We start from the raw sequence: 25,001 nt of genomic DNA, 5'->3' as shown, positions 1-25,001 counted from the left end.
ATGATCTCGATCCTCGATATCCCGAAAATCTATGCCCAGCTGATCCAGCCCTATTCTCGCCCGCTTCAAAAAGTGATGGCGTAAGCTACCGTATGGGGCTCTCATTGATGGACGATATTTTATGGAGGGTGATACCGTATTTGAATATATGGGGTGAAACTCACCTCATATTATAATTCCAGTAATGCTAATTGTTCTTGAATATCTCGTGTGCATTCATTGACTAATTCATCGTTGATAGAAATCGCTTGTGCCCTTTTTTCAAATTGATGAAGCATTATAGATATTTCTCTAATGATTTTGAGTGCAGTAGCTTCTTTTATGAGATATTTGGTAGCTATTGATAAAAAATCTTCTATAACATAGGACTTTCCTTTTCCGTTAATGGTTGTAATATGTTCTTGTGCCAAACCTTTCGAAAAAGTAATATCGTAAGCTGGTGATAAAGTCCATTCTCCTGTTTTATCCATGATAAAAGAAAAGTTCTTAGCATGATCATCATAGTTAATGGATAATGCGTTAAATACCATTCTTCTAAACAGTTGTTCAATTACTGATTGGTTCATACAAATTTTTGACGTAAAGAGAAAAAGCTCTTCGTAAGAGATAATTTTTGGAATGGAAATATCTTTGTGCATTAACCCAGAAGCAGTGCATATATGTATTTTCTCATCCTTTTCATCCCTATCAAAACGCTCAACTATCAGGTGGGATTGCCCAACTTCTTGATAGAGAGTAAAAGTAGGAGTTTTAATACTGCATTCCTTTGCCATTTGCATATACACATATTCAAGTTTGGTGAAATCCATACTCTCGTTTTCATAATAAACTTCATCGAATTTGATAAGCGCTCTTTTATACCCATCATCGAGTTTTTTATTATTGAACTTGATGGTATTAGTTGAGCGATTGTATAGGATAAGCATTTTTGGTCTGCCTCCACCAACAGGTGAAACACTGTCAATTATCGTCATGAGTTTCGCAATAGGCACCGTGTCGTTTTTACTATCCAAAAACTTTTTCATATCTTCATAGACATCCTTAGCCTGTAAAACAGTTTCAATATCACTGCTTTCTTCGTGTTCCTTTGGACGATACTCTATGGCACCCATCCCTCTATCTCCGATAAAAGCAAGTTTATGAAGTAGTGTGATTTCGCAAAGACGAACTCCTTGACCCTCAAAATATCTATCGATAAATACCATTCCGTATTTATCTGGCAATGAATCAAAGAAGACACCTGGCATACCACCATATAGATATTTATTCTCTTGGTTTGTATAAAGGGAAGTTGTTTTTTTTGTATGGAGTTTAAGCGGAGAAATTTCCAGTTCTAATGTTTTAAATGCTTTGTCATATTCAAAATAGATAGTCCCTTCATGCCATATGAGAGTTCCAATTTTGTGTCCATAAATATAGGCGTCTATTTCAGTAAGAGGTTTTTTCATTATGTGTCTTTTCTTACACGTTTTTTAACTGACTTTTTTTGAACTTGACGGATTTCATTGATAGATGTATATCTTTCACTTTTTAACAACCCTTCAATATTTGCAGTCATATTAAGTGTATGCAGCAACTTGATGACATTTTCAAATGAAGTAGTTTTCTTTTTTAGAAAATTTGCATAAGCCGTTGATGACATTCCTGATGCTTTATATAAATCTTGTTGCCTCAAATTTTGTCTAATGCGTTCTTTCTCTATCAAATTTACAAAGTCAGAGATGATTTCATAAGGTGTTTGATACTCAACCATAAGTTACTCCATGAAATAATTTAACTGCAAAAAATATAATTAAAATATTTATAAAGATAAATTATACACAAATTCTCTAACAAATACAATGTTCCATAAAAATAAAAGATCTAAATAAAAGATTTATCTATTTTGCATTATTCTGTAACATAAAATAGGCTTTACGAACCACTTCCAGTCTCACTATAACTGAGCCGCAAACCATCTTCACTCATTACGAACCCATGAATGGCTATTTTCCCCTCATGGACGAGGCGATGGTGCTTAGAACACAGCGGAATGAGGTTGTAGCGGTGATTCATCCCGTAATGACCGATCGATCCGCCATCATCGGCGTTCGCTTGAGGAACAATATGATGTACTTCATCAACCGCTTCGTCGCACAACGCGCATTTGGTCAAAAAGAGCTTGTTGTTGTAGCGGCTCTTTTTCTCCCGTTTCAGCATTGAGGCTTCGTGGGTTTTATCGGTAATCCGTCCTCGGATCTCGTATGCCTTTTTCAAAAAGGTCTCATCCATGTGGAGCGATTTGGCAAACTCCAACCCGTACAGCGTCGAGCCGCTTCCGCTTTTGAGCTTTCTATCATAGACCAGCTTATCGCTCGCCTCATCGTAATAAACCCCTAAATGGAGCAATACGATCTCTTTTGCCTTTTGAATCTCCGAAAGGGATGAAAGCTGATGCAGATGGGTGGCAAAGATAAACATACTTCCGATCTCACGGAGCTTTAGGATCGCACTTGCGACGATGGCGAGAGCCGATTCAGTCTCGGTTCCGTGGCTAATCTCATCCCCGAGGATAAGGGTGTTTTCAGTAGCTCGGTTAAAGATATTCCGCAACTCCAACATCTCAACGGCGAACGTAGATAGCCCTTTGTAAAGATTGTCTTTGGAGACGATGCGGGTGAGAAGTTTATCGACGGGGGAAAATCGCATCATGGCGCACGGAACGAAAAATCCCCCCTGCGCCATCACGACCGAGAGTCCTATACTCTTCATCAACGACGACTTTCCGCTGGAGTTGATGCCGTACAAAAGAACCCCTTTGACATCCTCACCGTTTTCTATGGTCGTGTGTTCCTCATAGGTATGCTGATCGAGTGAGCCTAAAAAGAGATCGTTCGGGATAAAAATTCCGTTCTCTTCGCGCGATTCGATCAATGGATGGCGAAGACCCACCGTTTCGATAAAGGCTTTATCAGAGGGGACGATCATCGGTCGCACATATCGATACTGCTTCGCACACTTCGCACCGCTCAAGCTAACGTCCACCACGGCGAGAAATGAAATCAGATGTTCTATCGCGTGGGAGAATCGTCGCTCAATGGCTTCGAGCTGTTCGCGGTAGCGCTCTTTGACCTGCGCGATCATCCGCGATTTTGCCCCTGCATTTTCGATAGAGAGTTCATCGAGGAGAGTTGAGGAGAGTTTGACCGCCGTTTTGAGTTTACGCACCTGAAAGTCGCGGAAAAAGTAGTGCTGATTGTCCAACGTAAAAAAGCTGTTATGGAGTGCCTCTTCAACGCTCACATAGCGGTTACGGGTCATCAGGAGATGATACCCCTCACTCTCCAACCATCCGATAGAGGCATACGATCCGCCCGATTCGAAAAAGGTGTCGATATGGCTGATAATAGCGGTCAGTTTCGCTTCGTTATTGCTCTGGAGCTGTTCCAGTGCATCGATGGAGGGGTCTATCCCTTCGTTAAAGAGATTCTGATCCACCTGATCGCGTCGGAATTTGGCGCACGCTTCGATATTAAAGATGCGGCGCAGTTCGGAAGCACACTGGCGGCACTCCTGCGCACTCGCTTTATCATAGGTTATTTTTAAACGCTCGGCATCCTCGAACAAAGACTCCGCCGCACTCAGCGACGCGTAAAAATAGGCGAGTTCGAACGGGTGAAGTTTACCGAGCTTTAAACGACGCAGTATCCGCTCCAGATCGTACACCTCTTTGAGTTTCGTCTCCAACGGCGCGATATGTTCCCCCATTTTGTCGATCAAATCGTATCGCTCTTCGAGGAGTTTAGCATCACAAATCGGATTTAAAAGCCGTTCACGCAAAAGCCGTTTCCCCATCGCCGTAGAGGTTTTATCGATGAGTTTGAGGAGCGTCATTTCATCCGAATCACGCGAAATAATCCCCAACTGCTCCGCCGCATTGTTCCCCAGATACATATAGCGATTGGTTCCCAAAAACGTCGGACGATTCATCTTCTCTATAATCCCCGCATCGTGGTCGATAATAACGTTGATGAGGATGCAGAGTGACTCGGAGGCATAAGGGAACCGTTCCAAATCGAGATACTCGATAGGACTCAGCAGTGAACGTATTTGATAAATCCGCTCAAAAAGCTCATTTTGATAATCGATCCGCAGACGTTTTTCGTTCATCGAAGTACGATGATGATTTTTTATCTCTAAATAACGGTTTACTTCGTCTCGGTCAATATCCCCCGCACAAAACGTCACCACCACTTCAGAGGTTTGATAGCTTTGGAGCAGTGTAAATACTTCATCGAGGGCATACGTTTTATCTTCGCGGGTTCCGTGGATTTCGTTGATAAGCGTTTTCCCCGTCCCCACGTCGATCGCGGAATACCCGATGGAATAGACACCGTTATTTTGATCTATGAGCAACGAAGCGATATAGTTCTCGCTCGCTTCGGCAATGTAGTCGAAATTCGTCCCCGGAGAGATGATGTTGGAGATATAGCGGCGAATATGAGGGACTTCCCCCTGCTGACGGACGAGGACAATGGTGTATTTTTTCGACTGCACCAGGCGGCTGAGATAGCGCTCGATGGAGACTGTAGGAACCCCTGCTAAGAGAGGATTTTGGATCGAGTTTTCTAAAATAGTTTTGTTTTTGCGGGTGAGTTGGATATTGAGGAATTCGGCGACTTCCTTGGCCTTACCGATCTTCATATCTTCATTGTTGACCTCATAGACCTCGAAAAACGATCCTACTTCGATGATAACAAGGGTATCGGAACCGTATTTAGCTTCGCATGCGGCTTGGAGTTCGAAATAGATTTCAGAGAGGAGCTTTGATTTATCGCTTAGCAGTGCTCCGATCTCTTCTGTACTCATCATCTCTCCGCAGTATTTCGTCATACCCAAGGGCACAAGAACCTCTTACGAGGTTCCCAACTCGATTGGGAATCCAGTTCAAATTTAATGAATTGATTATAACGAAGGCGGGCTAAAACGAGGCTATAGTGCATAGCTTTATAACTTTTTAACTATGCAGCTATATTAGGCATCAGTGACAGTACGTCTAATACAGTGAATTCCACTATGAAAACTCACGTATTATTCATCAATTTATCTAAATTATCATTGATTTTTTTGTAAACTTTATTTTTTAACTCTAGGTTATTTTGAATAGTAATATTAGGCATCCATTGTTGTACGATTTTTTCAATTTCAAAATCTTCGTTGTAATACATCTTAACAGTGATAGAACCATTTGATTCTTCATCTATCAGCTCAAAAGCATCATCAAGAAAAAGATTTTCGCGTTTAAAAAAATGTGCAACTCCTTGATTCAAATGTAAAACTACAAACTTCTCTTTTTTAAAAGAACCAAATACATTTCCTTTTTGTTCTTTTGAGAAAGGAAACGCATTGGTATATTCAACAGCCTCAATCTCTTGAATCCCATTAAAGGCGAAAGTCCTTTGTTCACCAGCAGCTTTTTCATTTCGTTGATCATAAGTAACAAAACAATAGTAGGTAAAGCCGTTTCCATAAATAGTATTTGGTTGAATAAATTTTTCTTCTGTGTTAGCATCATTTTTTTTGTAGCTAACTTTTAAAACACAGTTATTTTTTATCGCATTTTTAAACATAATGATTTTTTTTGCTAAATTGGATAACTCAGAAGTGTGAATCATAGACTTTGTATTAATGGATGAGATATGTTTTTCAAGCAAAGTAAAGTCATTTTTCATCAGTTTATTCGTTATTGAATCTTTAAAAGTATCAAAAAAAACTTCATTAGGAATGTATTCAGGTAGGAGATTTTTAAAGCGATATTTTCTAATTGTTATGTCATATTCAATATCTTCTATTTCTTTGATATTGTTTTCAACAGTCTTAACACTTGAGAGCTTTAAATAGTTTGCTAAATTTTCTTTAGTACATTCTAAACTCCCATATAATGCTTTATAAATTTCAATTGTTCTCTCATTCATTTTCTACATCCTTTTTTCAATTGACAATGATATAAAAATTACCATTTATATGCATATTTGGAGTATTTAATATTAATTAAAACTCCATTTTTATAACTATTTGGTAATTCTACTTGACAAAAGAATTCCAAAAAAGGTAAAATTTCCCTAAGTTATAAAAACTTCTTTATAGCTTATGGTATCGCAGTATTTTGAATTGGGAATATTGTGAGGGAAGATGGTTTTTTAGAAACTAGATAAGGCCTACTAGAAATAGTTAAACTTAATTCACAGTAAGACTTAAATGACTTTTTAGCGACTGTCATTCTAGTAAGTTTATGCTTATACAGGTATTAAGAATTATTGTGAATTCACACTTTTTTAATAATAAAGGAGCTAAACATGGCAAGAAAACGCGTAAGTGTTACTCGTGAGAGTGACACGGGTAGAAACCAAACATTCCACGACAACTATAGTGGTGCTGATATGACTAGAAGTCAATTCGTTCGCCAAATTGAAAGTGGCAATTACTCAAACTATCATGTTCGGGCTATTAATGGAATAAAAACTCCAGTAAGTAATCCTGATTCAACAACGAATAATAATTTAGGATAAGCAAATGCCAAGATTTATTATTAATAAGAATCCACAGTCTAATGGAGATTACGAGGTTCATAATGCAACCACAAGTTGTTCTTATATGCCTAATAGTGAAAATCAGATTGACCTAGGTTATCACTCTTCTTGTAGTGAAGCAGTGGCATATGCAAAACGTCAATGGCCAGAACATAGAATTAATGGATGTTACTATTGCGCTAAAGAGTGCCATACATCTTAACAATAAAGTTCCCAGACTATGTCTTGTTTCTCATTCCCAACGTCCTCGTTGGGCGTGCAACTCCTCTGATTCAAACAAAATACCTTCCCACTTTTTTTGACCTGGCAAAAAAAAGCAACCGACAAAAACCTCGTCTTTCTGGAAAAAAGCTGGATTCCCGATCTACCCGAAGTCGAGAATGACGAGAAAAAATGGTAGTTTTGATAGAAAAATCGGAATTTCCGAATTTTCTCATCCAATATCCTTTAATACTTCTTTAACATATATGGAATATAATATGAGTCTAATTTCCTTCGGGACTGCCTCTTGGTTTTCCAAGAGGAGAAAACTCCTAAAACCCCAACAACTCTTTCAGTTTGACATTTAGTTTTTCGAAATCATCCTTTTGAATCATTCCGATCTTTTGATCCAACCGTTTGACATCATATACTTTTGCCTGCACTAAAAGAGCTGTACTAATTTTATCTGGTAGCAATTCGAACTCATAAAAGAAACTGCCGCTTCTGTTTTGAGTTGAGAGAGGAACACCGAAAAAAAGATGATTATTGAGTTTTTTGATAATCAAAACAGGTCGGGAAAAATCAGAGCCTTTACCGTTTTGCTCAAATCCGACATTCTCACCAATACTTGCCCAATAAACTTCCCGCTCTTTGAAATGGATGATGCTATTCCTGCTGTGTACTTGTTTTTTAACTTCATTCCAATCATCGAATTTTTTCATTTGCGTTTTACTCTCTTGGATCAAATTTTTCTAAATGTTGATTATCTGATCAATTGTATCATTTTCTCGATCATCAAAGATATTAAATAGCAAACTGAAAGATACAAATGCGAAAAGCTGGATTCCCGATCTACCCTAAAGGGCACGTGAAGTCGGGAATGACGGAAGAATATTACCTCTATTAAGCGGCTTCGATGGAAGCGTGCATTTTCTCCCAAAAACTTTCGTTTATAGGATAGGAATTCCCCGCTTCGATTTCGTGAAGTGCTTGTGCGTACTCTTCTTTTTCACATTCAAATTCTGGATCAATCGATCGTGCAATGATCTCAATCTCTTTTCCCTGAAAAAGGAGTTTAAGAGAGTCGAAGAAAGCGGGGGTAATCTCATCGGTATTAAGTCTGAATGTCGTAGTCATTGTGCGAGCTTTTGAATTAGTATAAATACTATAGCACAACTCTATAAATTGGTTATCCACCCAAGGGTGGAGAATATGAAGAAATGAAGATTAAATTCGAGCGTAAGAAACGCTAATACAAGCGTTAAGGGCGGAGAGTTCTTTGATCGTTTTATCGTTGACAGTAGAATCAACGATGATAACGGCGAGAGCTTCACCGCTTTTATTCCGACCCAAACGGAAATCGGCGATATTTACTTCATGTGCGGCAAGGAGAGTTCCCACTTGACCGATAACACCCGGAACATCGGTATTTTTGAACAAGATCATGTTCCCTTTTGGTTCTACATCAACACCGAAACCGTTGATATCAACGATACGTTGAACATCATCGTTGAACATCGTTGCGCTAATCTCGATTACATCTTTATCGGTTGTGAGTTTAACCGTTACTAGATTTTTATACACAGGGCTGCCAGGAAGTTCTTCGGTATCGATTTTAATACCGCGTTCTGAAGCGACGAAATCAGCATTTACATAGTTGATTGTATCACCTGAAATATCAGCTAACGCACCCACAGTTACGAATGTCGCCAATGAGTTAACATATTCAGCGATATCACCGCGACCGCTTACTTTGATCGAAACAATCGGTGCTTTATTGATTTGAGACGCCAAGAATCCAATTTTTTGTCCCATTTCCAAAAACGGTTTTACAAATGAAGGGATTTTAGTCTCATCGATAGGTAAGTTCATCGCATGTGGATACGCGATCCCTTTAGCCGCTTCGATCGCTTGCTGAGCTGCTTCTACTCCGATGTTGTATTGTGATTCATACGTATTAGCACCCAAGTGCGGAGAAACACAGATGTTATCAAGATCAAGCAATTTGTGATCAGTTGCCGGTTCTTTGTTAAATACATCGATCCCTGCAAAACGGATTTTCCCTGATTTAAGACCATCATAAAGAGCGTCTTCATCGTATAATCCACCGCGTGCACAGTTGATAAGGACTACACCGTCTTTCATTTTGGCGATCTCATCCGCGCCGATCATCCCTACTGTCTCTTTGTTTTTCGGAGTATGAATCGTGATAATATCACATGCTAAAATGTCTTCAAAATTAGTGGTGTATTTAGCACCGACATCGGTCGCTTTAGAAGGGTGGATATAAGGGTCATACGCAATAACCTCCATCTCAAACGCTTTAGAGCGGATACCGACACGGCTGCCGATATTACCGAAACCGATAACCCCTAATTTTTTACCTTTTAACTCATATCCGTACCATTTTTCACGTTTCCAAATACGTTGGTTTTTCAAATGATCGTGTGAATATGGGAACATACGCATACATGAAAGCATGTGGGTCATCGTGAGTTCAACCGCAGCAATGGTATTTGCTGTCGGGACATTCATAACGATGATCCCCTCTTTCGAACATCCAGGAATATCGACATTGTCAACACCGACACCGGCACGTACAACTGCTTTTAACTTGCCCTTAGCCGCTTCAATAAATTTATCATCGACATCAGTAGAACTACGGGTAATGGCAACATCAGCTTCTTTGACTACATCCAAAAGAGCTGTTTTATCCATGTCTGCCGCAAAAATCATTTCAATTTGATCATCATTACGAAGAAGGTTTAACCCCTCTTCATGAATATGATCACACACAACAATTTTATATTTTTCCATTACTTTTCCTCTGTGAACGGCGATGCAGTCGCCGTGATATGGTAGGTTTTTAGTTTTGTTACAAGGGATACGGGTCTATTTAGTTGTTTCATTGGATTCTGGAGTGAGTGTTTCATGCGAAGGATCCAAATTCAACATCACTTCATTTACTGGATAAAAATATTCTTTTTCTTCACTCTTTGAAAAATTTCCAATCCAACTTTTATCTTCCGAGGATGTACTCGAGGGAAGAACGTCTTCCGTATCTGAAATTTTCAACCGTGGTGCGGTTGGGTTAATCTGAATCAAAAAAAGAATAATAAAAATAGCAACAGCTATGGCTATAAGGGGAAATAGCCAATAAGCAGTACGTCGCATAAAATTATTTCAATTGATCTTTAATCAAATCACCAAGGCTGTGTGAATCGTTATCGTTGAACTCATCCAACATTTTTTGGTCTTTGATACGCTCAAGTTTTTTAACGGAAAGACGGATGCGGTCACGTTTAGCATCGATCACTAAAATAGCCGCTTCAATCGTTTGACCGATTTCAAGCTCTTCTGGGATAAGAGGATAAAGGTCTTCGTTACGGATAAGTGCATCAACACCACCCTCTAATGAAACGAATACACCGAAATCTTTTACATCACGAACAGTAGCTTTGACCACTTCATTCATTTTGTGTGTTGTTGCGAACTGATCAATCGGAGACTCTTCGAGAGATTTACGGTTTAATGAGATTTTTTCATCATCACCATTAATTTTCGCGATTTTTACTTCGATCTCTTCACCCACTTTTAGGGTCTCTTTACATTTGACATTCTTGTCCCATGAAAGATCTTGATTGTGTAATAATCCCTCAACACCGCCAACACGAACAAACGCACCAAAGTCAGTCAATGAAGTAACGGTACCGGTAACCGTGTCACCCTCTTTGAATTTTTTGCTAAACTCTTCAAACGGTTTTGGTTGAAGACGTTTGTACGATACACGCAATTTATGCGTTTTAGAGTTGATTTCGATAACTTCAACATCGATCTCTTGACCGACTGTGAGGTAGTCTTTAGGGTGTTTGATATTTTTATCCCATGTGATTTCAGAGATGTGAAGGAAACCTTCGATGTCATTTCCGAGGTCAACAAAAATACCGTATGGTTCGATGTTGCTGACGGTAACGGTGATAGTATCACCCTCTTCCAACGCCTCTTCAACTTCTTGCCAAGGATCCGATTGTACCGCTTTGATCGAGAGAGACAAATGACGTTTGTCTTTGTCGTATGAAATTGCTTTTACATTAACAACATCACCCTCTTTGTACAATTTTGATGGATTAACCGGCCCTTTGTAGCTGATTTCATTATAATGAACCAACCCGTCAATTCCGCCAACATCAACGAACATACCGTAGCTAGTGATTTTTTTGACGGTACCTTGGATTACTTTATCCTCTTCCATCAATGCATCAATAACTTCTTTTTTACGTTTACGCTCATCATTGAAAAGCTTGCGACGAGATACAACGATTGACGCTTCTGCAGCATCCACTTTTACTACTTGTGCTTTAATCGTTTTACCAACCACTTGATCGGTCTCTTTAAACGCTGCGAGTGAGCGAGGAAGGAAGAAGTGAACATCGTCCGCTTCCAAAAGGTAGCCCCCTTTATTTTTCTTAGTAACCAATGCTTCGATCACAACTGATTCAAAATCTTCTTTGTGTGCATTGATAAATGCTAAGGTTTTCTCTTGCTCAAGTACTTTTTTGTACGAAATTTTCGGACGCTCATTGTAGTGTCCCATTACCATTACCGTAATTTTATCGCCGACATTGAACAAAAGTTTACCGTCTGCATCACGGATTTCATCCAATGAAAGGATCCCTTCAAGCTTCTCACCAACGCCTACCAACGCGCGGTTGTCACTCTCTTGGATCTCTACTACTTCACCTTCTGTAATGCGTGTAGATTCTTGCTCTTTGAAAGATGCCTCTAACATCTCAGCAAAATTTTCTTCTTCGAACGATTCGTTATCGAAAGCCATGCCTATTCCCTTGTAACTAAAAATTGGCTGATTATAGCGAAAAAATGCTTGATTTAAGTTTTAAGATAGAGAAATATAAGAGAAAATATTGCTGTTTATAAAACTAAAAGAGTGATTATTAAACGAATGAGCAAAGAAAATACCTGCTCTGTATCTAAGCCAACTCAACGAGACATTCATCGAATCGATTCTCTTTTAAAGAGGCGGCGTAGAGTTTATATTTCATATCTTCCGTTACGATATGATCAATCAATGCTTTTTTAATAATAAATTTGAGTTTGGTTCGAATCATCGCCAACGTCGGTGAATTGGTCACTGACGTATTCACAAACTCGATAATCTCACGGTGCAGATTCCGATGATACTCATATTCAGGGAAATCGATCTGATGCATATAAACTTCTTCTTCACTAAAATGCTCCTTCATATAACGGCTGAGTTCCACTAAAATCGCTTTAAGCTCTTCTTTAGTCGAAGTAATAGCATCAAGATCTGTGATCTGAGCAACTATCTCAAAAAGATGTATATGTTGCTGATCTATTTTACCGATTCCTAAGCGATACTCTTCTCTCCATTCCAACCCTGATGCCATAATATTATCCCTTAGATTCAAATAGTGTTTATTATTATTCCCACTCTATGTCTCAAACAGATCGCACTATTTAGTAAATTAGCTCAGATATAACGCACTTTAAACACTCATCTCTCTAATCGAGGAAACAACCTGATTAATAATCCAATCGGGGGTAGAGGCTCCGGCACTGATACCACAAAACTCTTTACCTCTAAACCATACTGGGTCTAAATCTTCCTGACTCTCAATATGATAACTGTTGGGACAAAATTCTTGTGATATCGAGTGGAGCTGTTTGGTATTCGATGAGTTTTTACCGCCGATCACGATCATTACATCGGCTTGTTGTGCCAAATCTCGTACTGCATCTTGGTTATCGAACGTTGCGTTACAAATGGTGTTAAAAACACGGACCTCTTTGTGCGCAGCCATTAGTTTACGGACAATTTGCTGATATTCTTCGATTTTACGCGTTGTTTGCGCTACGGTAGCCACTTTTTCCCGAAGCTTAAGTGCATCAATTTCATCAGGACTGTTGACTACATAGACATTACTGTCTGCATAACTTTTAACCCCTTTGATTTCAGGATGAGCCTCATCGCCAAAAATAACGATGTCATATCCCTGTGCCGACATCTCTTCACAGATTTGCTGTGGTTTTGTCACATACGGGCATGTTGCATCCACAACATTGACTTGTCGCTCATGTAAAAGAGCAAGCTCTTGCTTCGGAATACCGTGAGTTCGGATGACCGCCGTATCACCGAATCGAAAACTGTCCAAATTTTCACTCAGAGCCACATTGAAGTCATTTTTTAATCGATCGATTTCATTGGCATTATGAATCAATGGCCCATAAGTAGCAGAGTTTTTATTCTCTTCAGCTATTTTAATTGCCCGCTTTACACCAAAACAGAAGCCATAACTCTCCGCCAAAACAATTTTCATCGCTCAACCTTTGTACAACTACCTAACAATTCAAAAAAGTTGGGAAAAGAGGTATTAATACACTCGATATCATGAACTTCCATACCGCATTTTAGTCCTGCGATCAAAAAACTCATCGCAATACGGTGATCCCCATAGCTATTGACAATGGCTGATTTAAGCTCTCCACCGATAACGGCGTACCCATCCGGATATTCTTCAGTCTTAATACCACAAAGATTCAGATTATCTACCACCGTTTTGATACGGTCAGACTCTTTAACCCGTAACTCTTCAGCATTTTTGATAATACTTTTTCCCTCAGCGCACGCCATAGCGATAGAGAGAGCAGGAAGCTCATCAATAAGCCAAGCAATGTTTTCTTCTACACTAACGGCCTGAAGTGGTGCATACTCGACTCGGATGGTTCCAATAGGTTCATATCGCTCATCAGTGAGAGTATAGGTGATTTTAGCACCCATTTTTTCAAGTACTTTGAACGCTTCAATGCGGGTCGGATTTAACGTTACCCCCTCAATCACAGCAAAAGCATTGGGTGTAATCGCCGCCGCAACGGCAAAGAAAAAAGCACTCGATGGATCAGCAGGAACACGAATATCCAACGGTTTCAATGGCTTTTCTAGAGGCCATATTTTCGTTTCCAATCCATTGATTTCAACACGTGCCCCCATACCGCGAAGCATTCGTTCGGTATGATCTCGGCTAAGTTCAGGCTCTCTAAACGTACATACTCCATCAGAACGAAGTGCAGCAAGCATCATGGCACTTTTGACTTGTGCCGAAGCAACGGGTGAGGTATAATCAAATGATTTGAGAGAAGCTCCTCGTATTGAAAGAGGAGCTAAATCGCCGTTATTACGCCCATCGAGTTTTGCTCCAATGGAGCGAAGCGGCCCGCTCACCCGTTTCATCGGACGGCGTTTTAGGTATTCGTCTCCCGTGAGAACAAAGTGGCCTTCGGCAGAGCTGAGAAGTCCGCAAAAAAGACGCATCCCTGTCCCTGAATTACCACAATCGAGAATTTCAGAGCTCTCTTGTATTCCGTGTGATCGGATAGTGATTGTTGTCCCATCATCAGTAATATCAGCACCAAGATGCCCAACAATTTTAAGGGTATTAAGGGTGTCTTCCGCGCGGAGAAAATTCTCAATTCGGCTCTCACCTTCAGCTAATACCGAAAACATAGCGCAGCGATGTGAAATCGACTTATCCGGCGCAATTGCATCACTTTTAAACTCAAACGACTGTGCTGGATAAACCTTGGCAGACATCATCTCAAATTTACCCCTAACTCGTCTTTCAGCCCATTTAAAATGGACTCCATTGCCATTGTTATATCTTCATCTTCAAGTGTTTTTACCTCTGATTGCAAAACGAAACGCAGAGTTAAACTCATCTGTTCTCCCAGAGCTTCCGAAACGTAACGGTCTACTGGATAAAAGCGTTGAACTTGAGCTGAGCGATGTTTTTCAATGACTGCCTTAATACGCTCATAACTCATCTCTTTTGAAACCAAAATACTCAAATCTCTAAAAGATGCTTGATATTTTGAATACGGACGTGCTTCAACTAACCCATAAGCAAGGGCATCTGTTTTAATCTCACACATAAAGGTTTGTGCGAGGTCATGTTCTTCTTCAATACTTGGATGGAGCCGGAACATCTCTCCTGCATCTACACCGTTTATCATCACCTTTGCACATACATAAGGATGGGCCAAAGCGTGGGTAGGTGTGTGTGCAACCAATTCAAAAGATCCGATAACATCAGCGATTAATTGACTAAAGTTGGCAAAATCGATACTTGCAGGTTTTCCCGCATTGGCAATTTTTTCACTCTCCATTGCTCCGGAAACAATAAATCCAAGACGTTTTGATTCATTACGGTTGGTATCAAAAATCATACCCGCTTCAAACAAAGCAATTTTCTTCTGATTGACTTTGACATTCGCCGAAGCGGAATTTAAAAGCCCGACCAACAGTGTCGGACGAAGCGTATCAAACGTCGCTGTGATCGGATTCAATAACTCTTTATCACTGTCGGTGCAAACAAAACCGTATTTTTCTACTTGCAGTCGTTCATTAAAGACAAAATGAACTGATTCGTAAAATCCGCTTTGAGCCGCACGATGACGATACATTCGTGTCTTTTTATACCCATTTAAATCATCGCTCATCTGATTTGCTTCTGCAAAAACAAGGGGTTTTGAAGGGATATTATCAATTCCGACGATACGAACGACTTCTTCAATAATGTCTTGTTTGTTCACGATATCATGACGAAATTTCGGAACCGTGATCGCAAAAGTGGATCCCTTAGTCTTCCCGATATCCATCCCAAGATTTTTGAAAATCTGTGTAATGCGTGTTTTATCAATTTTAAGCCCGATAAATGACTCAAACTCTTCCTCACAGATACTGATTATCGGTGCTTCATACGAGGTTGTAAGTTCAATATTACCGCCATACACGAGCGAAGTTGAATATTTTTCAAACAAACTTCCGGCATAACGAATACCCATTTCAATTTTTGGCTCACTCCCGCGTGAAGAACGGTAATAATGAGGACAGCTCGGAACTTTTTTCTCACCCATTTTTTTAGCGATAACATCTGGAATGATGTAACTCGCCTCGATAACCGCAAGACCTTCATTTGCACTAAAATGTGCCTCTTTTTCTTGAGAAACTCCGATAACAGATACTTTTTCTTTACCGTAAAGTGAGGCGTAACCATTCTCATCATTCTCGAGTGTAATAATCCCTTTGGTTTCAGAATCGCCGAATTTTTCAAACGGATAGGCGCGTAGAATAACGCCAGTACTTTGAGTTGCATACAGTAGCAACGCATCAACTGCCGTCGTATAAACAGTTTCGATAATCGCTAAACGCAGTGCAATCACAAACGGAACAGCAAGCTCTTTAACATCTACAGCACCAAATAACAAATCAGCATCAAAGGTATCGGTATGTTGCAACTGTAAAATACGTCCAATTCCTAAACGTCCCTCTTGCTTCTCTTTGTAGTTGATTTCTCGGAGTTCATGTGAAAGTGCCGCACGTAAATCGCGTGCAATCCCATGAATACTCAAACAGTCTCCACGATTTGCAGTCAATTCAATTTCTATGATGTCATCATGGAAGGGAGCGTATTCATTAAGATTTTTTCCAAGAACCAATTCACCGATACTTGGATCGAGAATCATAATTCCCTCACCCATCGGTGGCAGTCCAATCTCTTTGGAGGAACAAATCATACCATGAGAATCAACCCCACGTAGTTTAGCCTCTTTGATTTTAAGACCGCCCGGAAGTTCTGCACCCACTGTCGCTAAAGCGATATGAATCCCTTCACGAACATTCGATGCACCGCATACGATTTGACGAACGCTCTCTCCAACATTAACCTGACATACGTTAAGTTTATCGGCATCAGGATGTTTCTCACATTTCTCAACATACCCGATAACAACACCGTCCGCAACACGCAACACTTCATGTCGATCAACTTCTAATCCAATCGCATTAAACGTTTTACACAAGGTATCTGCACTGACACCGTCTAGATCGATCCACTCATTTAACCAATTTTTTGTAACGATCATCTAAACTGCTCCAATAATCTCGTATCTCCCTCAAACAAAGAGCGTAAATCACCGATTCGGTGTATCAGCATCGCAAACCGCTCAACCCCTAAACCAAACGCATATCCGCTGACATGCTCATATCCGACCGCTTTAAAGACATTAGGATCAACGATTCCGCATCCGAGAACTTCAAGCCATCCTGTTTTCGAACATACACGACACCCCTCTCCGCCGCAGAAAATACAGCTGATGTCCACTTCAGCAGAAGGCTCAGTAAACGGGAAAAAACTCGGTCGGAAACGGACTTCAACCTCTCCAAACATTGTTTTTAAAAAATCTTCAAGGATAAATTTGAGATTGGCAAACGACACTTTCCCCGCCTCTTCGACAACAAGCCCCTCTACCTGATGAAACATCGGTGTGTGGGTAATATCATAATCACGTCGAAATACTGCACCCGGCGCAATCATCCGAATCGGAGGTTTAGTACTAAGCATTGTACGGATTTGTACTGGAGAGGTATGGGTACGTAACAGCATCGAATCTTTGAAATAAAAAGTATCCTGCATATCACGTGCCGGATGGTATTTAGGAAGATTAAGGGCCTCAAAATTATGAAAATCATCTTCCACCATCGGACCAGTTTGTACTGAAAAGTTCATCGCAACGAAATACTCAACAATTCGATCCATCGTCTCCATGACCGGGTGAAGTGATCCGCGCTCACTTGTAGCAGAATAAAGACTCACATCGATTGCATCCGATTTCATCGTTGCTTGTAAATGCTCCATCGCTAAAAAGAGTTTACGATCGAGCAAAAGAGCATTTAATCCCTCTTTATGAATGTTCAGCTCTTTAGCAAATGTCCCTTTTTCAGCATCAGGGATATCTTTCATACGGGCGAACTCTGCGTTCATAATCCCTTTTTTTCCGAAAATAGCGATTCGGATCTCTTCGATTTTATCGATCGATTCAGCCGATTTTATAGCGTCATACCACTCTTGCAAAATAGAGTCTCCATTGTGATTTTCTGAAAGCGTTAAAATAGATCTTTACAATTTGGATAAAAGTGCTTTCAATTTAGAGGATATTGTAGTCAAAACTCTTTTATAATTAGCTTCAAGCGATCTTGCATGTGCTACAATAGCATAAAAAAAGAGGTTTAAAATGTGCATTTTCTGCAAAATTATTAATAAAGAAATACCTTCAAATACAGTTGCCGAAAACGATGAATTTTATGCGTTTCATGATATTAATCCTAAAGCACCTGTACATGTTTTAGCGATCCCAAAAGTACATTATCAAAGTTTTAACGATATTCCGGGGGATGTTATGGGACGCATGACGACATTTATGCAAGAGGTTGCCAAAGCGTGTGGAATCGATGAAAGTGGATACCGTATCATCAGCAATATTGGGGAAAATGGGGGGCAAGAGGTAGGACATCTACACTTCCATATCCTCGGTGGAGCAAAACTCAAATGGGGGCATTTTGCCGATGCTGACCCGAAAGACTTTTTTTAAAAATTTTATAAACAATTCTTTCGAATTACGCGGATACTTTCCATGAGATTCGGAAGATGGTTTTTACAAATATCGAAAATAATATCTGCGTCCAAATCTATGTAGTGATGCGAAATGATGTCTCGAAGTTTAATAATACCGATGATGTCATCATTTTTGTGTGTTTCAAAACACTCTTTGTAGCGTGATTCGGCACTTTTAAAGAGTTCTCCGATAGCCTGAAGCCGCATCAAAACTGAATCAAACAGGATAATCGCATTATCATCAAATATAAAATCATCAGCAGAATGGATATTAGCAGTACGGGCTACAACAATCTCTATAAACTCTTCAATATCTGACAATATATCATCTAATAACAGATCAGACATAGAGGGCTTCTTGTAGTATTCGATTTTTAAAACGGGGACGCATATGATCATGAAGACGGATCAAATCAATTTTATGGGACAACGATTGTTCTAAAAGATCTTGAACTTCCAAATAAGATCGAAATTTCCCTTCCATTTCAACAACAACATCAATATCACTCGATTCAGAAGCTTCATTACGAGCAAAACTTCCGAAAAGCCCGATTCTCGTCAATGCATAACGCTCCGCGAGTAGCGGCTTTAGCTCACGTAGTTTTACTAAAATATCGTTTGTTGCCACCATACCAATCACCCTTTTATTGGATCAATTATATCATATACAACACTTACGCGTTGCACCCTTGTAATTCACCAAAATCAACACTGCTTCCACCACCGCTAATCATTGCTTCATTTTCACGAATCACATTGCCTTTATGAATGATCGTGTAGGTAATTTTAGTAGTATCGCGAATCGTATTGATCGTTGAACAATAGGTCTCCAAACTCGCCATTACCCATCGTGCCGCGAGAATATCCTCAGCGTTTGAATCAAAGCGGTATTCAAGGTGAAGGGTATTGAATTTACGCGGTGCAGACTCATTACGAACAACCTCTCCAGAAACTTCGAGATTGTTAACCTCATAACCTTGCTGTTTAGGAAGCATTACAACATCTGTAGCACTGCAGGTGATGATCCCGCTTAAGAAATATTCGATCGGAGAGATTTGAGGGCAATCGATAATAAAACTGCTTTTTTCAGTTTTCGCCTCAAATTTCATTTCATTTTGATGAGCAACGGTGATTTTCATTTAACATCCTTAAGATAATGATCAAAATAAATAATTTGTTCAAGGGTACGAACTTCAGCAGTCCCACCCTGTGAGGTACGTGCATTCATTGAGTGTTCAATCCCCAAGAAAGCGATGACATCCTCTTTAATCCGTTCATCAATCGTTTTTAGCTCAGCGTATGTAATATCGCTTAGATCAATCCCCAACACTTCTGCACGGGCAACGGCACGTCCGGTAATATGGTGTGCCTCACGGAAAGGGACATCACAATGCTCAACCAAATAATCGGCTAAATCGGTAGCAGAGAGGTGACCGAGTTTACATGCACGAGCCATGTTTTGAGGCTTAATAGTCATTGTTTTCAATGCTTCACGGAGAATTTCAAGAGAGATTTCAGCCGTTTCAACGCTGTCAAATACCCCCTCTTTATCCTCTTGAGTATCTTTGTTATACGCGAGTGGCAACCCTTTCATCACCGTTAAAAGCCCCATCAAATTTCCAAATACACGCCCCGTTTTTCCACGAAGCAACTCAGGAACATCAGGATTTTTCTTTTGCGGCATAATCGAACTTCCCGTCGAATACTGATCGGAAAGTTCGACGAAACGAAACTCATAACTTGACCACATAATAATCTCTTCCGACAAACGGGAAATGTGCATCATCAATGTCGAAATATTAAATAAAATTTCCAGTGCAAAATCGCGATCACTTACGGTATCGAGACAGTTGATACTCACCGAATCAAAGCCAAGCTCTTTCGCCGTCATTTCGCGGTTAATATTGTGCGGTGTTCCGGCAAGTGCGGCACATCCTATCGGTGAGATATTATTACGCATAGCAGAGCTCTCAAAACGCTCAATATCGCGTTTAAACATTGATGCATAGGCAAGAAGGTGAAATGCAAAGTTGATCGGCTGAGCATGCTGTAAATGGGTCATCCCCGGTAACAATGTCGTCGTATGATCACGGGATATATCAATAATAACACCCATAAGTGCTTTTATCTGCTCAACGATTTCATGATTTTTCCGAAGGACAAAACGGCGAAAATCGAGTGCTACCTGATCGTTACGGCTACGCGCTGTATGCAGTTTTTTACCCGCTTCGCCGATAATGGCAGTTAAACGTTTCTCAATTGCCATATGGAGATCTTCATCACCGATTTTCCATTCGAAAACACCCGATTCAATTTCACTCAGAACCTGTCCCATTCCTGATTCGATTAAGAGTGCTTCATCATTCGTTAAGATACCTTGGTGTGCCAGCATTTTAGCGTGTGCAACAGAACCCTCGATATCTTCACGGTAAAGTTTTTGATCAAACATGATCGAGGCATTAAATTTTTCCAATAAGGTTGACGCATCTTGCGTGAAACGTCCGGACCACATCTTTTCCATGGTATCTCCGAGTATATTAAGTATTTAGGGGATTTTAGCGAAGTTTGGTTTAGAAAACATTACCGCTTTAAGGTAATGTGAGAGAAAGAATTAATTACAGGCAGGGACGTTACCGCTGTCAGATGCATATTCCACTAAAAAATCTTCAATATGTTTCGCACCGCGTGTATAACTTCGATCTTTGAAATAGTCCCATGAAGCGGCGGCTTTTTTGGAGGTAAGATGAATATCAGCGAGTTTCTCACCTTTGTTGTCCATTAACTTTTCCCAAACGCGCTGTTTTTTGGAGGCGGCTAACTCTTGTCCGCCACCGTGACACTCTTTACAAGAGTCCATGTAAATCTTTTGCCCTTTATACGTGGCAGCATTAAGAAGAGTCGAACCGGCTAAAAGTGTAATTGCTACTGTAGCATAAAACATGCGCATGGAATTAAATTTCCCTCTTATAAAATATTTAAGTCGTCAATATTACATTAGTAATTCTAATAAATTGCTTAATCTCATTCCCCTGAAAATGGGGAAATAGCGCATTACAGTCGGTATTTTTGCTCCAATTTTAGATCTAAATCCCATAATGAAAGTGATTTTAGACGCTCAACAACAAAAGGGGTACATTCTACATCCCCTGGCCACTCACGCTCAAATCCATCTGCTGCGGTTTTCGTTGTACCATCAATGGCAACAATGGTTTCAGAACGGTACACATCACGTGCTGCGTCCATATTGTTAGTCACACGCCACAGCAGCATGTAGGGATTGTGAATGTCATTTTTAGCTTCATCAACAAAAATGACAATCCGTAAATACGATTTCAAGCTCTCTAATGAATCAACAACACTCTTTAATGAGCGATTTTTATCAACACTGATAACCGTAATAGGATTGAGAGTATGACGCATGTATTGAGTCGCCCCTCTTATCTCAGGAATAATGGTCTGCAACTTCTCCAGTAATACAGAGCTCTCAATCGATTCAGCTACACTTGGTGAATACGAAGCGGTAAAATCAATCCCAAGCTTTCCACCTACCAAGGATTCAGGGCTAGAGTGATCCAGTGCATCGGTTATCCCCTCAGAAATAAAGAGACATTTCGGCAAAAAGCGATTGAGTGCATAGGTGATAAGTGCTTCATAGTTGGTCAGTTTAGGAGCATCTTCACCAAAGAAAAGGGCATGTTTGACAAAGCTCATCTGCCCAGAACCCCAAAAAATGTGCATAAACTGTTTAGCATGTCCTTTATAAAGCGGTTTCATTTTTGCCAAAATGAGATTATGAAATACTCCATTCTCCGGCATATGATAATCGATCAAATCAGCAGCATTGGTTTTGAGTAGCGGTAAAAATACCCTCTCAGTAGCCCAGCCCATATATTTATCTTCTAACGGTGGCTTCCCGACAACCGTCGCTAAATAGTATGGATTTTTGCGGCTTGTTATTGCGCTCACTTCCATTACCGGATACTGTTCTGCAAGGGTATAATAGCCGGTATGATCTCCGAAAGGCCCTTCAAGTTGAAGTTTTTCGGTATCCACCCATCCTTCAATCACAAAATCGACATCTTCAGGGATAAAAAGAGGTGTTGTAAGGGATTCAACGAGCTTTGGAGACTCTTTTTTAATCAATCCATAGAGTAATAATTCATTCACACCATAAGGTAATGGAGCCGTCGCACACCATGTATAGAGAGGGTCTCCTCCAATCGCAATCGATACCGGCATTTTTTTGCCGGCACGTTGGTACTGATCGAAAAAGTGGGATGAGTCTTTATGGATTTGCCAGTGCATCCCTAAATGGTTGTTGTCATACACTTGTAAACGATACATTCCAAGATTCACAAGAGTGCCATCGAGACTTTGAGTATAGACTTGACCCATCGTGATAAAAGGACCGCCATCCCCTTCCCATGTCGTGAGTATCGGTAAATCATAGAGATTTATCTCATCACCTTGTTTAACAATCTCTTGGCAGCTTCCGCGCACTTTTAGTTTTTTAGGGAAAATGTCTTTCATGGCAAATAAATCACCGAGCATACCGATTTTTTCTTTAAACCCTTGCGGCGGTTTCATGTGAAGAAGTTTCTCGATTTCGCTCGCTACCCCCTCAACATCACGCCCAAAAAGAAGTTCTGTTCGTGCATAAGAGCCAAAAAGGTTCATAACTACCGGTGTATCAAATGTTTTTCCACTACGACGATCGATTGGATGGGTGAAAAGGAGGGCTTTCCCCCCCTCCTCTTTTTTAACTTCGGCGTAGGCTAAATGGGGGATCTCGAGATAAATATCCAAAGGAGTATCAATAATACGAAGTTCATTTTTGGATTTTAGTAACTCTATCGTTTTTTTCAATGTCACAGATTATGCCTTATTCGCCATAACTTCAGCACGGTGCAACAATTCCATCGCACCTTTCGTGATTAAACGCTCTGCCATCGCTTCACCCACACCTCGGGTTTCAGTTTTAATAATGACAATTTCATCTCCCATGACTTCAGATCCATCAGGCATCCCTAGTGTTGAGCGAACAATCACCTCTCCATTCTCTTGTACGCGTGCACTTACACCTATCGGAACTTGACAACCACCGTTTAGAGTATCTACAAATCCTCTTTCTATAGAGGTTTCTATACGACTGTTTTCATCTTCTAAAAATTGGGCAATTTCCAAAACCCATGGCTCATTCACCGTCTCGATTCCTAGAGCACCCTGCCCCATAGCTGGAAGCATCTCATCCAGAGAAATCGGATAAAAATGCTCTACCAAATCACTAAAGCCTAAACGATTAATCCCGGCAGCAGCCAAGATAATCGCATCAAACTCACCCTCTTTGAGTTTACGAATACGAGTATCTACATTTCCCCGTAAATCTTTGATTACTAAATCCGGACGCTGCATGAGTAACTGCATACGGCGACGGAGTGAAGATGTACCGACAACGGCACCTTGAGGCAATGATACGATATCAGAATATTTTTCACTAAGCATCGCATCACGGACATCTTCACGAACCGTAATCGCTGAGAGCAATAACCCCTCTGGCATAACCGTAGGGACATCTTTCAATGAATGAACCGCCATCTGCGCCTCACCGCGAAGCATAGACTCCTCTATCTCTTTGAGAAATAACCCTTTACCGCCGATTTTAGCTAAAGGGACATCCAAAATTTTATCTCCAGAGGTGATAATGATTTTAAGTTCTACTTCGACGTCGGTGAAATTTGATTCAATAACCGATTTAATGTGATTCGATTGCCAAAGGGCTAGTTTGCTTCCACGTGTTGCAATGGTGAGTTTTTTCATGTATTACTTAACCTTAATCTCTTTATATTTATTTTTCGAACTGTCTTTTTGACCGTTAAAAAAGACCGTAGGTGTTCCAGCAACCATCATTGATTGAGCTACTTTTTGATCAAATTCAAATTGTTTGACGACAGAAGTGCGTCGAATATCCTCCGAATCGATTTTTGTTCCAAATACCTTATTAAACGCGCTCAGTATTTTTTTCTCATCTTTTTCATTGCCGTTAATATCCACTTTGTAAAGTTTCAATACAGCATCCTTAGTACCATTTTGTTCCGCGACTATTGCCGCTTTAGTCAATGTTACCGCAGCAGGATGAAGACCTGCAAGCGGGAGGTGATAATAATAGACGGCAAACGTTTTTGGGTATTTTTCCATATAAGCAAGGGCTTCAGGAACATAGCGACGACAAAATGGGCAAAGAGGATCAGAGAAAATCGCAACTTTATGGGTTGCATTCGCTTCACCGCTTACAAGATTTTCTTTAGAATAAAATGAATTGCTAAAATCAGGAGCTACCATATCGTTGTAACGTTCACCGCTTTTAAGATTCACTAATTCAGGAGCAATAATGTTACCATTCACAAAATAAGTACTCTTTTGATTAATCCGTCGGCTTTCGTTACCTTGTTTTACATCAGCTTCAATCGTAACAAAATAAACTTGCCAATCGTTCATAGCTGGAAGACTCTTTTTACTGTTTATCTCTATCTGTAAATTACTAACATTAGGATTTCCGGCAATCCCTTTTTTCAAGAAGGATACAACTTCAGCATCACTAGCCCCAAATAGGCTAGCGGATAGCAGGAGTATCGTCGATAATTTCGGCATCAATGACATGGTCATCCTTTCGTGGTGGTGTGTAGGTATCTTGGTAGTTTTGTGAATGGTATTTTCGCGTAAAACGGTTAACAATAAATTTACTCAA

24 protein-coding genes are annotated in these 25,001 nt (G+C 40.2%); 2 read left to right on the top strand and 22 right to left on the bottom strand.

What is annotated here, in order from left to right:
• Positions 1–170: 170 nt before the first annotated feature.
• The 4 genes from PHR02_RS07705 to PHR02_RS07690 form a co-directional block, all read right to left on the bottom strand.
• A complete protein-coding gene (locus PHR02_RS07705) occupies positions 171–1,448 on the bottom strand; it encodes a type II toxin-antitoxin system HipA family toxin (protein ID WP_299990781.1) in 1,278 nt (425 codons plus the stop codon).
• Positions 1,448–1,753: a helix-turn-helix transcriptional regulator gene (locus PHR02_RS07700; RefSeq protein WP_299990778.1), complete on the bottom strand. Its 306-nt coding sequence runs from the start codon at positions 1,751–1,753 to the stop codon at positions 1,448–1,450. The genes PHR02_RS07705 and PHR02_RS07700 overlap by 1 nt, the downstream gene beginning before the upstream one ends.
• A gap of 161 nt (positions 1,754–1,914) precedes the next feature.
• Entirely contained in the window at positions 1,915–4,848 is a 2,934-nt protein-coding gene (locus PHR02_RS07695; protein ID WP_299990776.1) for an HNH endonuclease, read from the bottom strand.
• A gap of 215 nt (positions 4,849–5,063) precedes the next feature.
• Entirely contained in the window at positions 5,064–5,954 is an 891-nt protein-coding gene (locus tag PHR02_RS07690) for a WYL domain-containing protein (RefSeq protein ID WP_299990774.1), read from the bottom strand.
• Between the two features lie 381 nt (positions 5,955–6,335).
• Here PHR02_RS07690 and PHR02_RS07685 point away from each other — a divergent pair, with 381 nt between their 5' ends.
• Positions 6,336–6,548 carry a hypothetical protein gene (locus tag PHR02_RS07685; protein WP_299990772.1) on the top strand — a complete coding sequence of 71 codons (213 nt, stop codon included), beginning with the start codon at positions 6,336–6,338 and terminating at the stop codon, positions 6,546–6,548.
• 554 nt (positions 6,549–7,102) lie between these two features.
• Here the strand turns inward: PHR02_RS07685 and PHR02_RS07680 are convergent.
• From PHR02_RS07680 to pheS, 10 genes are all read right to left on the bottom strand, one after another.
• Entirely contained in the window at positions 7,103–7,492 is a 390-nt protein-coding gene (locus PHR02_RS07680; protein ID WP_299990770.1) for a type II toxin-antitoxin system PemK/MazF family toxin, read from the bottom strand.
• A gap of 181 nt (positions 7,493–7,673) precedes the next feature.
• On the bottom strand, positions 7,674–7,907 hold the full coding sequence (locus PHR02_RS07675; protein WP_299990768.1) for a hypothetical protein: 234 nt from the start codon (positions 7,905–7,907) through the stop codon (positions 7,674–7,676).
• Positions 7,908–7,997: 90 nt separating this feature from the next.
• A complete protein-coding gene (gene serA / locus PHR02_RS07670; RefSeq protein ID WP_299990766.1) occupies positions 7,998–9,587 on the bottom strand; it encodes a phosphoglycerate dehydrogenase in 1,590 nt (529 codons plus the stop codon).
• Positions 9,588–9,662: 75 nt separating this feature from the next.
• On the bottom strand, positions 9,663–9,944 hold the full coding sequence (locus tag PHR02_RS07665) for a hypothetical protein (RefSeq protein WP_299990764.1): 282 nt from the start codon (positions 9,942–9,944) through the stop codon (positions 9,663–9,665).
• Positions 9,945–9,948: 4 nt separating this feature from the next.
• The gene (locus PHR02_RS07660; protein WP_299990762.1) at positions 9,949–11,604 is read right to left on the bottom strand and encodes a 30S ribosomal protein S1; all 1,656 of its coding nucleotides are present in this window, start codon (positions 11,602–11,604) and stop codon (positions 9,949–9,951) included.
• 154 nt (positions 11,605–11,758) lie between these two features.
• On the bottom strand, positions 11,759–12,196 hold the full coding sequence (locus PHR02_RS07655) for a bacteriohemerythrin (RefSeq protein ID WP_299990760.1): 438 nt from the start codon (positions 12,194–12,196) through the stop codon (positions 11,759–11,761).
• A gap of 99 nt (positions 12,197–12,295) precedes the next feature.
• Entirely contained in the window at positions 12,296–13,126 is an 831-nt protein-coding gene (locus PHR02_RS07650; protein WP_299990758.1) for a 4-hydroxy-3-methylbut-2-enyl diphosphate reductase, read from the bottom strand.
• Positions 13,123–14,400 (bottom strand): 3-phosphoshikimate 1-carboxyvinyltransferase, encoded by a 1,278-nt coding sequence (aroA, locus tag PHR02_RS07645; protein ID WP_299990756.1) that lies wholly within the window; start codon positions 14,398–14,400, stop codon positions 13,123–13,125. Before aroA ends, PHR02_RS07650 begins: the two co-directional genes overlap by 4 nt.
• A complete protein-coding gene (gene pheT / locus PHR02_RS07640; protein WP_299990754.1) occupies positions 14,397–16,727 on the bottom strand; it encodes a phenylalanine--tRNA ligase subunit beta in 2,331 nt (776 codons plus the stop codon). The genes aroA and pheT overlap by 4 nt, the downstream gene beginning before the upstream one ends.
• Positions 16,724–17,716, bottom strand: a complete 993-nt coding sequence (gene pheS, locus PHR02_RS07635) for a phenylalanine--tRNA ligase subunit alpha (protein ID WP_299990752.1) — start codon at positions 17,714–17,716, stop codon at positions 16,724–16,726. The genes pheT and pheS overlap by 4 nt, the downstream gene beginning before the upstream one ends.
• 160 nt (positions 17,717–17,876) lie before the next feature.
• Between pheS and PHR02_RS07630 the strand changes: the two genes are divergently transcribed.
• Positions 17,877–18,233: a histidine triad nucleotide-binding protein gene (locus tag PHR02_RS07630; RefSeq protein WP_299990750.1), complete on the top strand. Its 357-nt coding sequence runs from the start codon at positions 17,877–17,879 to the stop codon at positions 18,231–18,233.
• 5 nt (positions 18,234–18,238) lie between these two features.
• On the opposite strand, the gene PHR02_RS07625 is transcribed toward PHR02_RS07630, so the two are convergent.
• From PHR02_RS07625 to PHR02_RS07590, 8 genes are all read right to left on the bottom strand, one after another.
• The gene (locus tag PHR02_RS07625) at positions 18,239–18,604 is read right to left on the bottom strand and encodes a HepT-like ribonuclease domain-containing protein (RefSeq protein ID WP_299990749.1); all 366 of its coding nucleotides are present in this window, start codon (positions 18,602–18,604) and stop codon (positions 18,239–18,241) included.
• On the bottom strand, positions 18,597–18,887 hold the full coding sequence (locus PHR02_RS07620; RefSeq protein WP_299990747.1) for a nucleotidyltransferase domain-containing protein: 291 nt from the start codon (positions 18,885–18,887) through the stop codon (positions 18,597–18,599). Before PHR02_RS07620 ends, PHR02_RS07625 begins: the two co-directional genes overlap by 8 nt.
• 43 nt (positions 18,888–18,930) lie before the next feature.
• Positions 18,931–19,395: an OsmC family protein gene (locus PHR02_RS07615; protein WP_299990745.1), complete on the bottom strand. Its 465-nt coding sequence runs from the start codon at positions 19,393–19,395 to the stop codon at positions 18,931–18,933.
• Positions 19,392–20,777: an argininosuccinate lyase gene (argH, locus tag PHR02_RS07610; RefSeq protein ID WP_299990743.1), complete on the bottom strand. Its 1,386-nt coding sequence runs from the start codon at positions 20,775–20,777 to the stop codon at positions 19,392–19,394. The genes PHR02_RS07615 and argH overlap by 4 nt, the downstream gene beginning before the upstream one ends.
• 90 nt (positions 20,778–20,867) lie before the next feature.
• On the bottom strand, positions 20,868–21,203 hold the full coding sequence (locus PHR02_RS07605) for a c-type cytochrome (RefSeq protein WP_299990741.1): 336 nt from the start codon (positions 21,201–21,203) through the stop codon (positions 20,868–20,870).
• Between the two features lie 104 nt (positions 21,204–21,307).
• The gene (locus PHR02_RS07600) at positions 21,308–23,122 is read right to left on the bottom strand and encodes a menaquinone biosynthesis decarboxylase (RefSeq protein ID WP_299990783.1); all 1,815 of its coding nucleotides are present in this window, start codon (positions 23,120–23,122) and stop codon (positions 21,308–21,310) included.
• 9 nt (positions 23,123–23,131) lie between these two features.
• Positions 23,132–24,073, bottom strand: coding sequence for a hydroxymethylbilane synthase (gene hemC / locus PHR02_RS07595; RefSeq protein ID WP_299990739.1), 942 nt, complete (start codon positions 24,071–24,073; stop codon positions 23,132–23,134).
• A 3-nt stretch (positions 24,074–24,076) separates the two neighbouring features.
• Positions 24,077–24,913, bottom strand: a complete 837-nt coding sequence (locus PHR02_RS07590) for a DsbA family protein (RefSeq protein WP_299990737.1) — start codon at positions 24,911–24,913, stop codon at positions 24,077–24,079.
• Positions 24,914–25,001 lie beyond the last annotated feature (88 nt).

This window comes from Sulfuricurvum sp. (assembly GCF_028688295.1).
Taxonomy (GTDB): domain Bacteria; phylum Campylobacterota; class Campylobacteria; order Campylobacterales; family Sulfurimonadaceae; genus Sulfuricurvum.
This window is presented reverse-complemented; position numbering and strand designations above follow the sequence as displayed.

What these genes read in the sequence shown, in the direction of transcription:
- PHR02_RS07615 (WP_299990745.1), bottom strand. Translation starts at nt 19,395, where the DNA reads ATGAAAATCACCGTTGCTCATCAAAATGAAATGAAATTTGAGGCGAAA.
- PHR02_RS07620 (WP_299990747.1), bottom strand. Translation starts at nt 18,887, where the DNA reads ATGGTGGCAACAAACGATATTTTAGTAAAACTACGTGAGCTAAAGCCG.
- PHR02_RS07630 (WP_299990750.1), top strand. Translation starts at nt 17,877, where the DNA reads ATGTGCATTTTCTGCAAAATTATTAATAAAGAAATACCTTCAAATACA.
- PHR02_RS07685 (WP_299990772.1), top strand. Translation starts at nt 6,336, where the DNA reads ATGGCAAGAAAACGCGTAAGTGTTACTCGTGAGAGTGACACGGGTAGA.
- PHR02_RS07695 (WP_299990776.1), bottom strand. Translation starts at nt 4,848, where the DNA reads ATGAGTACAGAAGAGATCGGAGCACTGCTAAGCGATAAATCAAAGCTC.
- PHR02_RS07690 (WP_299990774.1), bottom strand. Translation starts at nt 5,954, where the DNA reads ATGAATGAGAGAACAATTGAAATTTATAAAGCATTATATGGGAGTTTA.
- hemC (WP_299990739.1), bottom strand. Translation starts at nt 24,073, where the DNA reads ATGAAAAAACTCACCATTGCAACACGTGGAAGCAAACTAGCCCTTTGG.
- serA (WP_299990766.1), bottom strand. Translation starts at nt 9,587, where the DNA reads ATGGAAAAATATAAAATTGTTGTGTGTGATCATATTCATGAAGAGGGG.
- PHR02_RS07705 (WP_299990781.1), bottom strand. Translation starts at nt 1,448, where the DNA reads ATGAAAAAACCTCTTACTGAAATAGACGCCTATATTTATGGACACAAA.
- argH (WP_299990743.1), bottom strand. Translation starts at nt 20,777, where the DNA reads ATGGAAAAGATGTGGTCCGGACGTTTCACGCAAGATGCGTCAACCTTA.
- PHR02_RS07655 (WP_299990760.1), bottom strand. Translation starts at nt 12,196, where the DNA reads ATGGCATCAGGGTTGGAATGGAGAGAAGAGTATCGCTTAGGAATCGGT.
- pheT (WP_299990754.1), bottom strand. Translation starts at nt 16,727, where the DNA reads ATGATCGTTACAAAAAATTGGTTAAATGAGTGGATCGATCTAGACGGT.
- PHR02_RS07700 (WP_299990778.1), bottom strand. Translation starts at nt 1,753, where the DNA reads ATGGTTGAGTATCAAACACCTTATGAAATCATCTCTGACTTTGTAAAT.
- PHR02_RS07660 (WP_299990762.1), bottom strand. Translation starts at nt 11,604, where the DNA reads ATGGCTTTCGATAACGAATCGTTCGAAGAAGAAAATTTTGCTGAGATG.
- PHR02_RS07675 (WP_299990768.1), bottom strand. Translation starts at nt 7,907, where the DNA reads ATGACTACGACATTCAGACTTAATACCGATGAGATTACCCCCGCTTTC.
- aroA (WP_299990756.1), bottom strand. Translation starts at nt 14,400, where the DNA reads ATGATGTCTGCCAAGGTTTATCCAGCACAGTCGTTTGAGTTTAAAAGT.
- PHR02_RS07590 (WP_299990737.1), bottom strand. Translation starts at nt 24,913, where the DNA reads ATGTCATTGATGCCGAAATTATCGACGATACTCCTGCTATCCGCTAGC.
- PHR02_RS07665 (WP_299990764.1), bottom strand. Translation starts at nt 9,944, where the DNA reads ATGCGACGTACTGCTTATTGGCTATTTCCCCTTATAGCCATAGCTGTT.
- PHR02_RS07625 (WP_299990749.1), bottom strand. Translation starts at nt 18,604, where the DNA reads ATGTCTGATCTGTTATTAGATGATATATTGTCAGATATTGAAGAGTTT.
- PHR02_RS07605 (WP_299990741.1), bottom strand. Translation starts at nt 21,203, where the DNA reads ATGCGCATGTTTTATGCTACAGTAGCAATTACACTTTTAGCCGGTTCG.
- PHR02_RS07650 (WP_299990758.1), bottom strand. Translation starts at nt 13,126, where the DNA reads ATGAAAATTGTTTTGGCGGAGAGTTATGGCTTCTGTTTTGGTGTAAAG.
- PHR02_RS07680 (WP_299990770.1), bottom strand. Translation starts at nt 7,492, where the DNA reads ATGAAAAAATTCGATGATTGGAATGAAGTTAAAAAACAAGTACACAGC.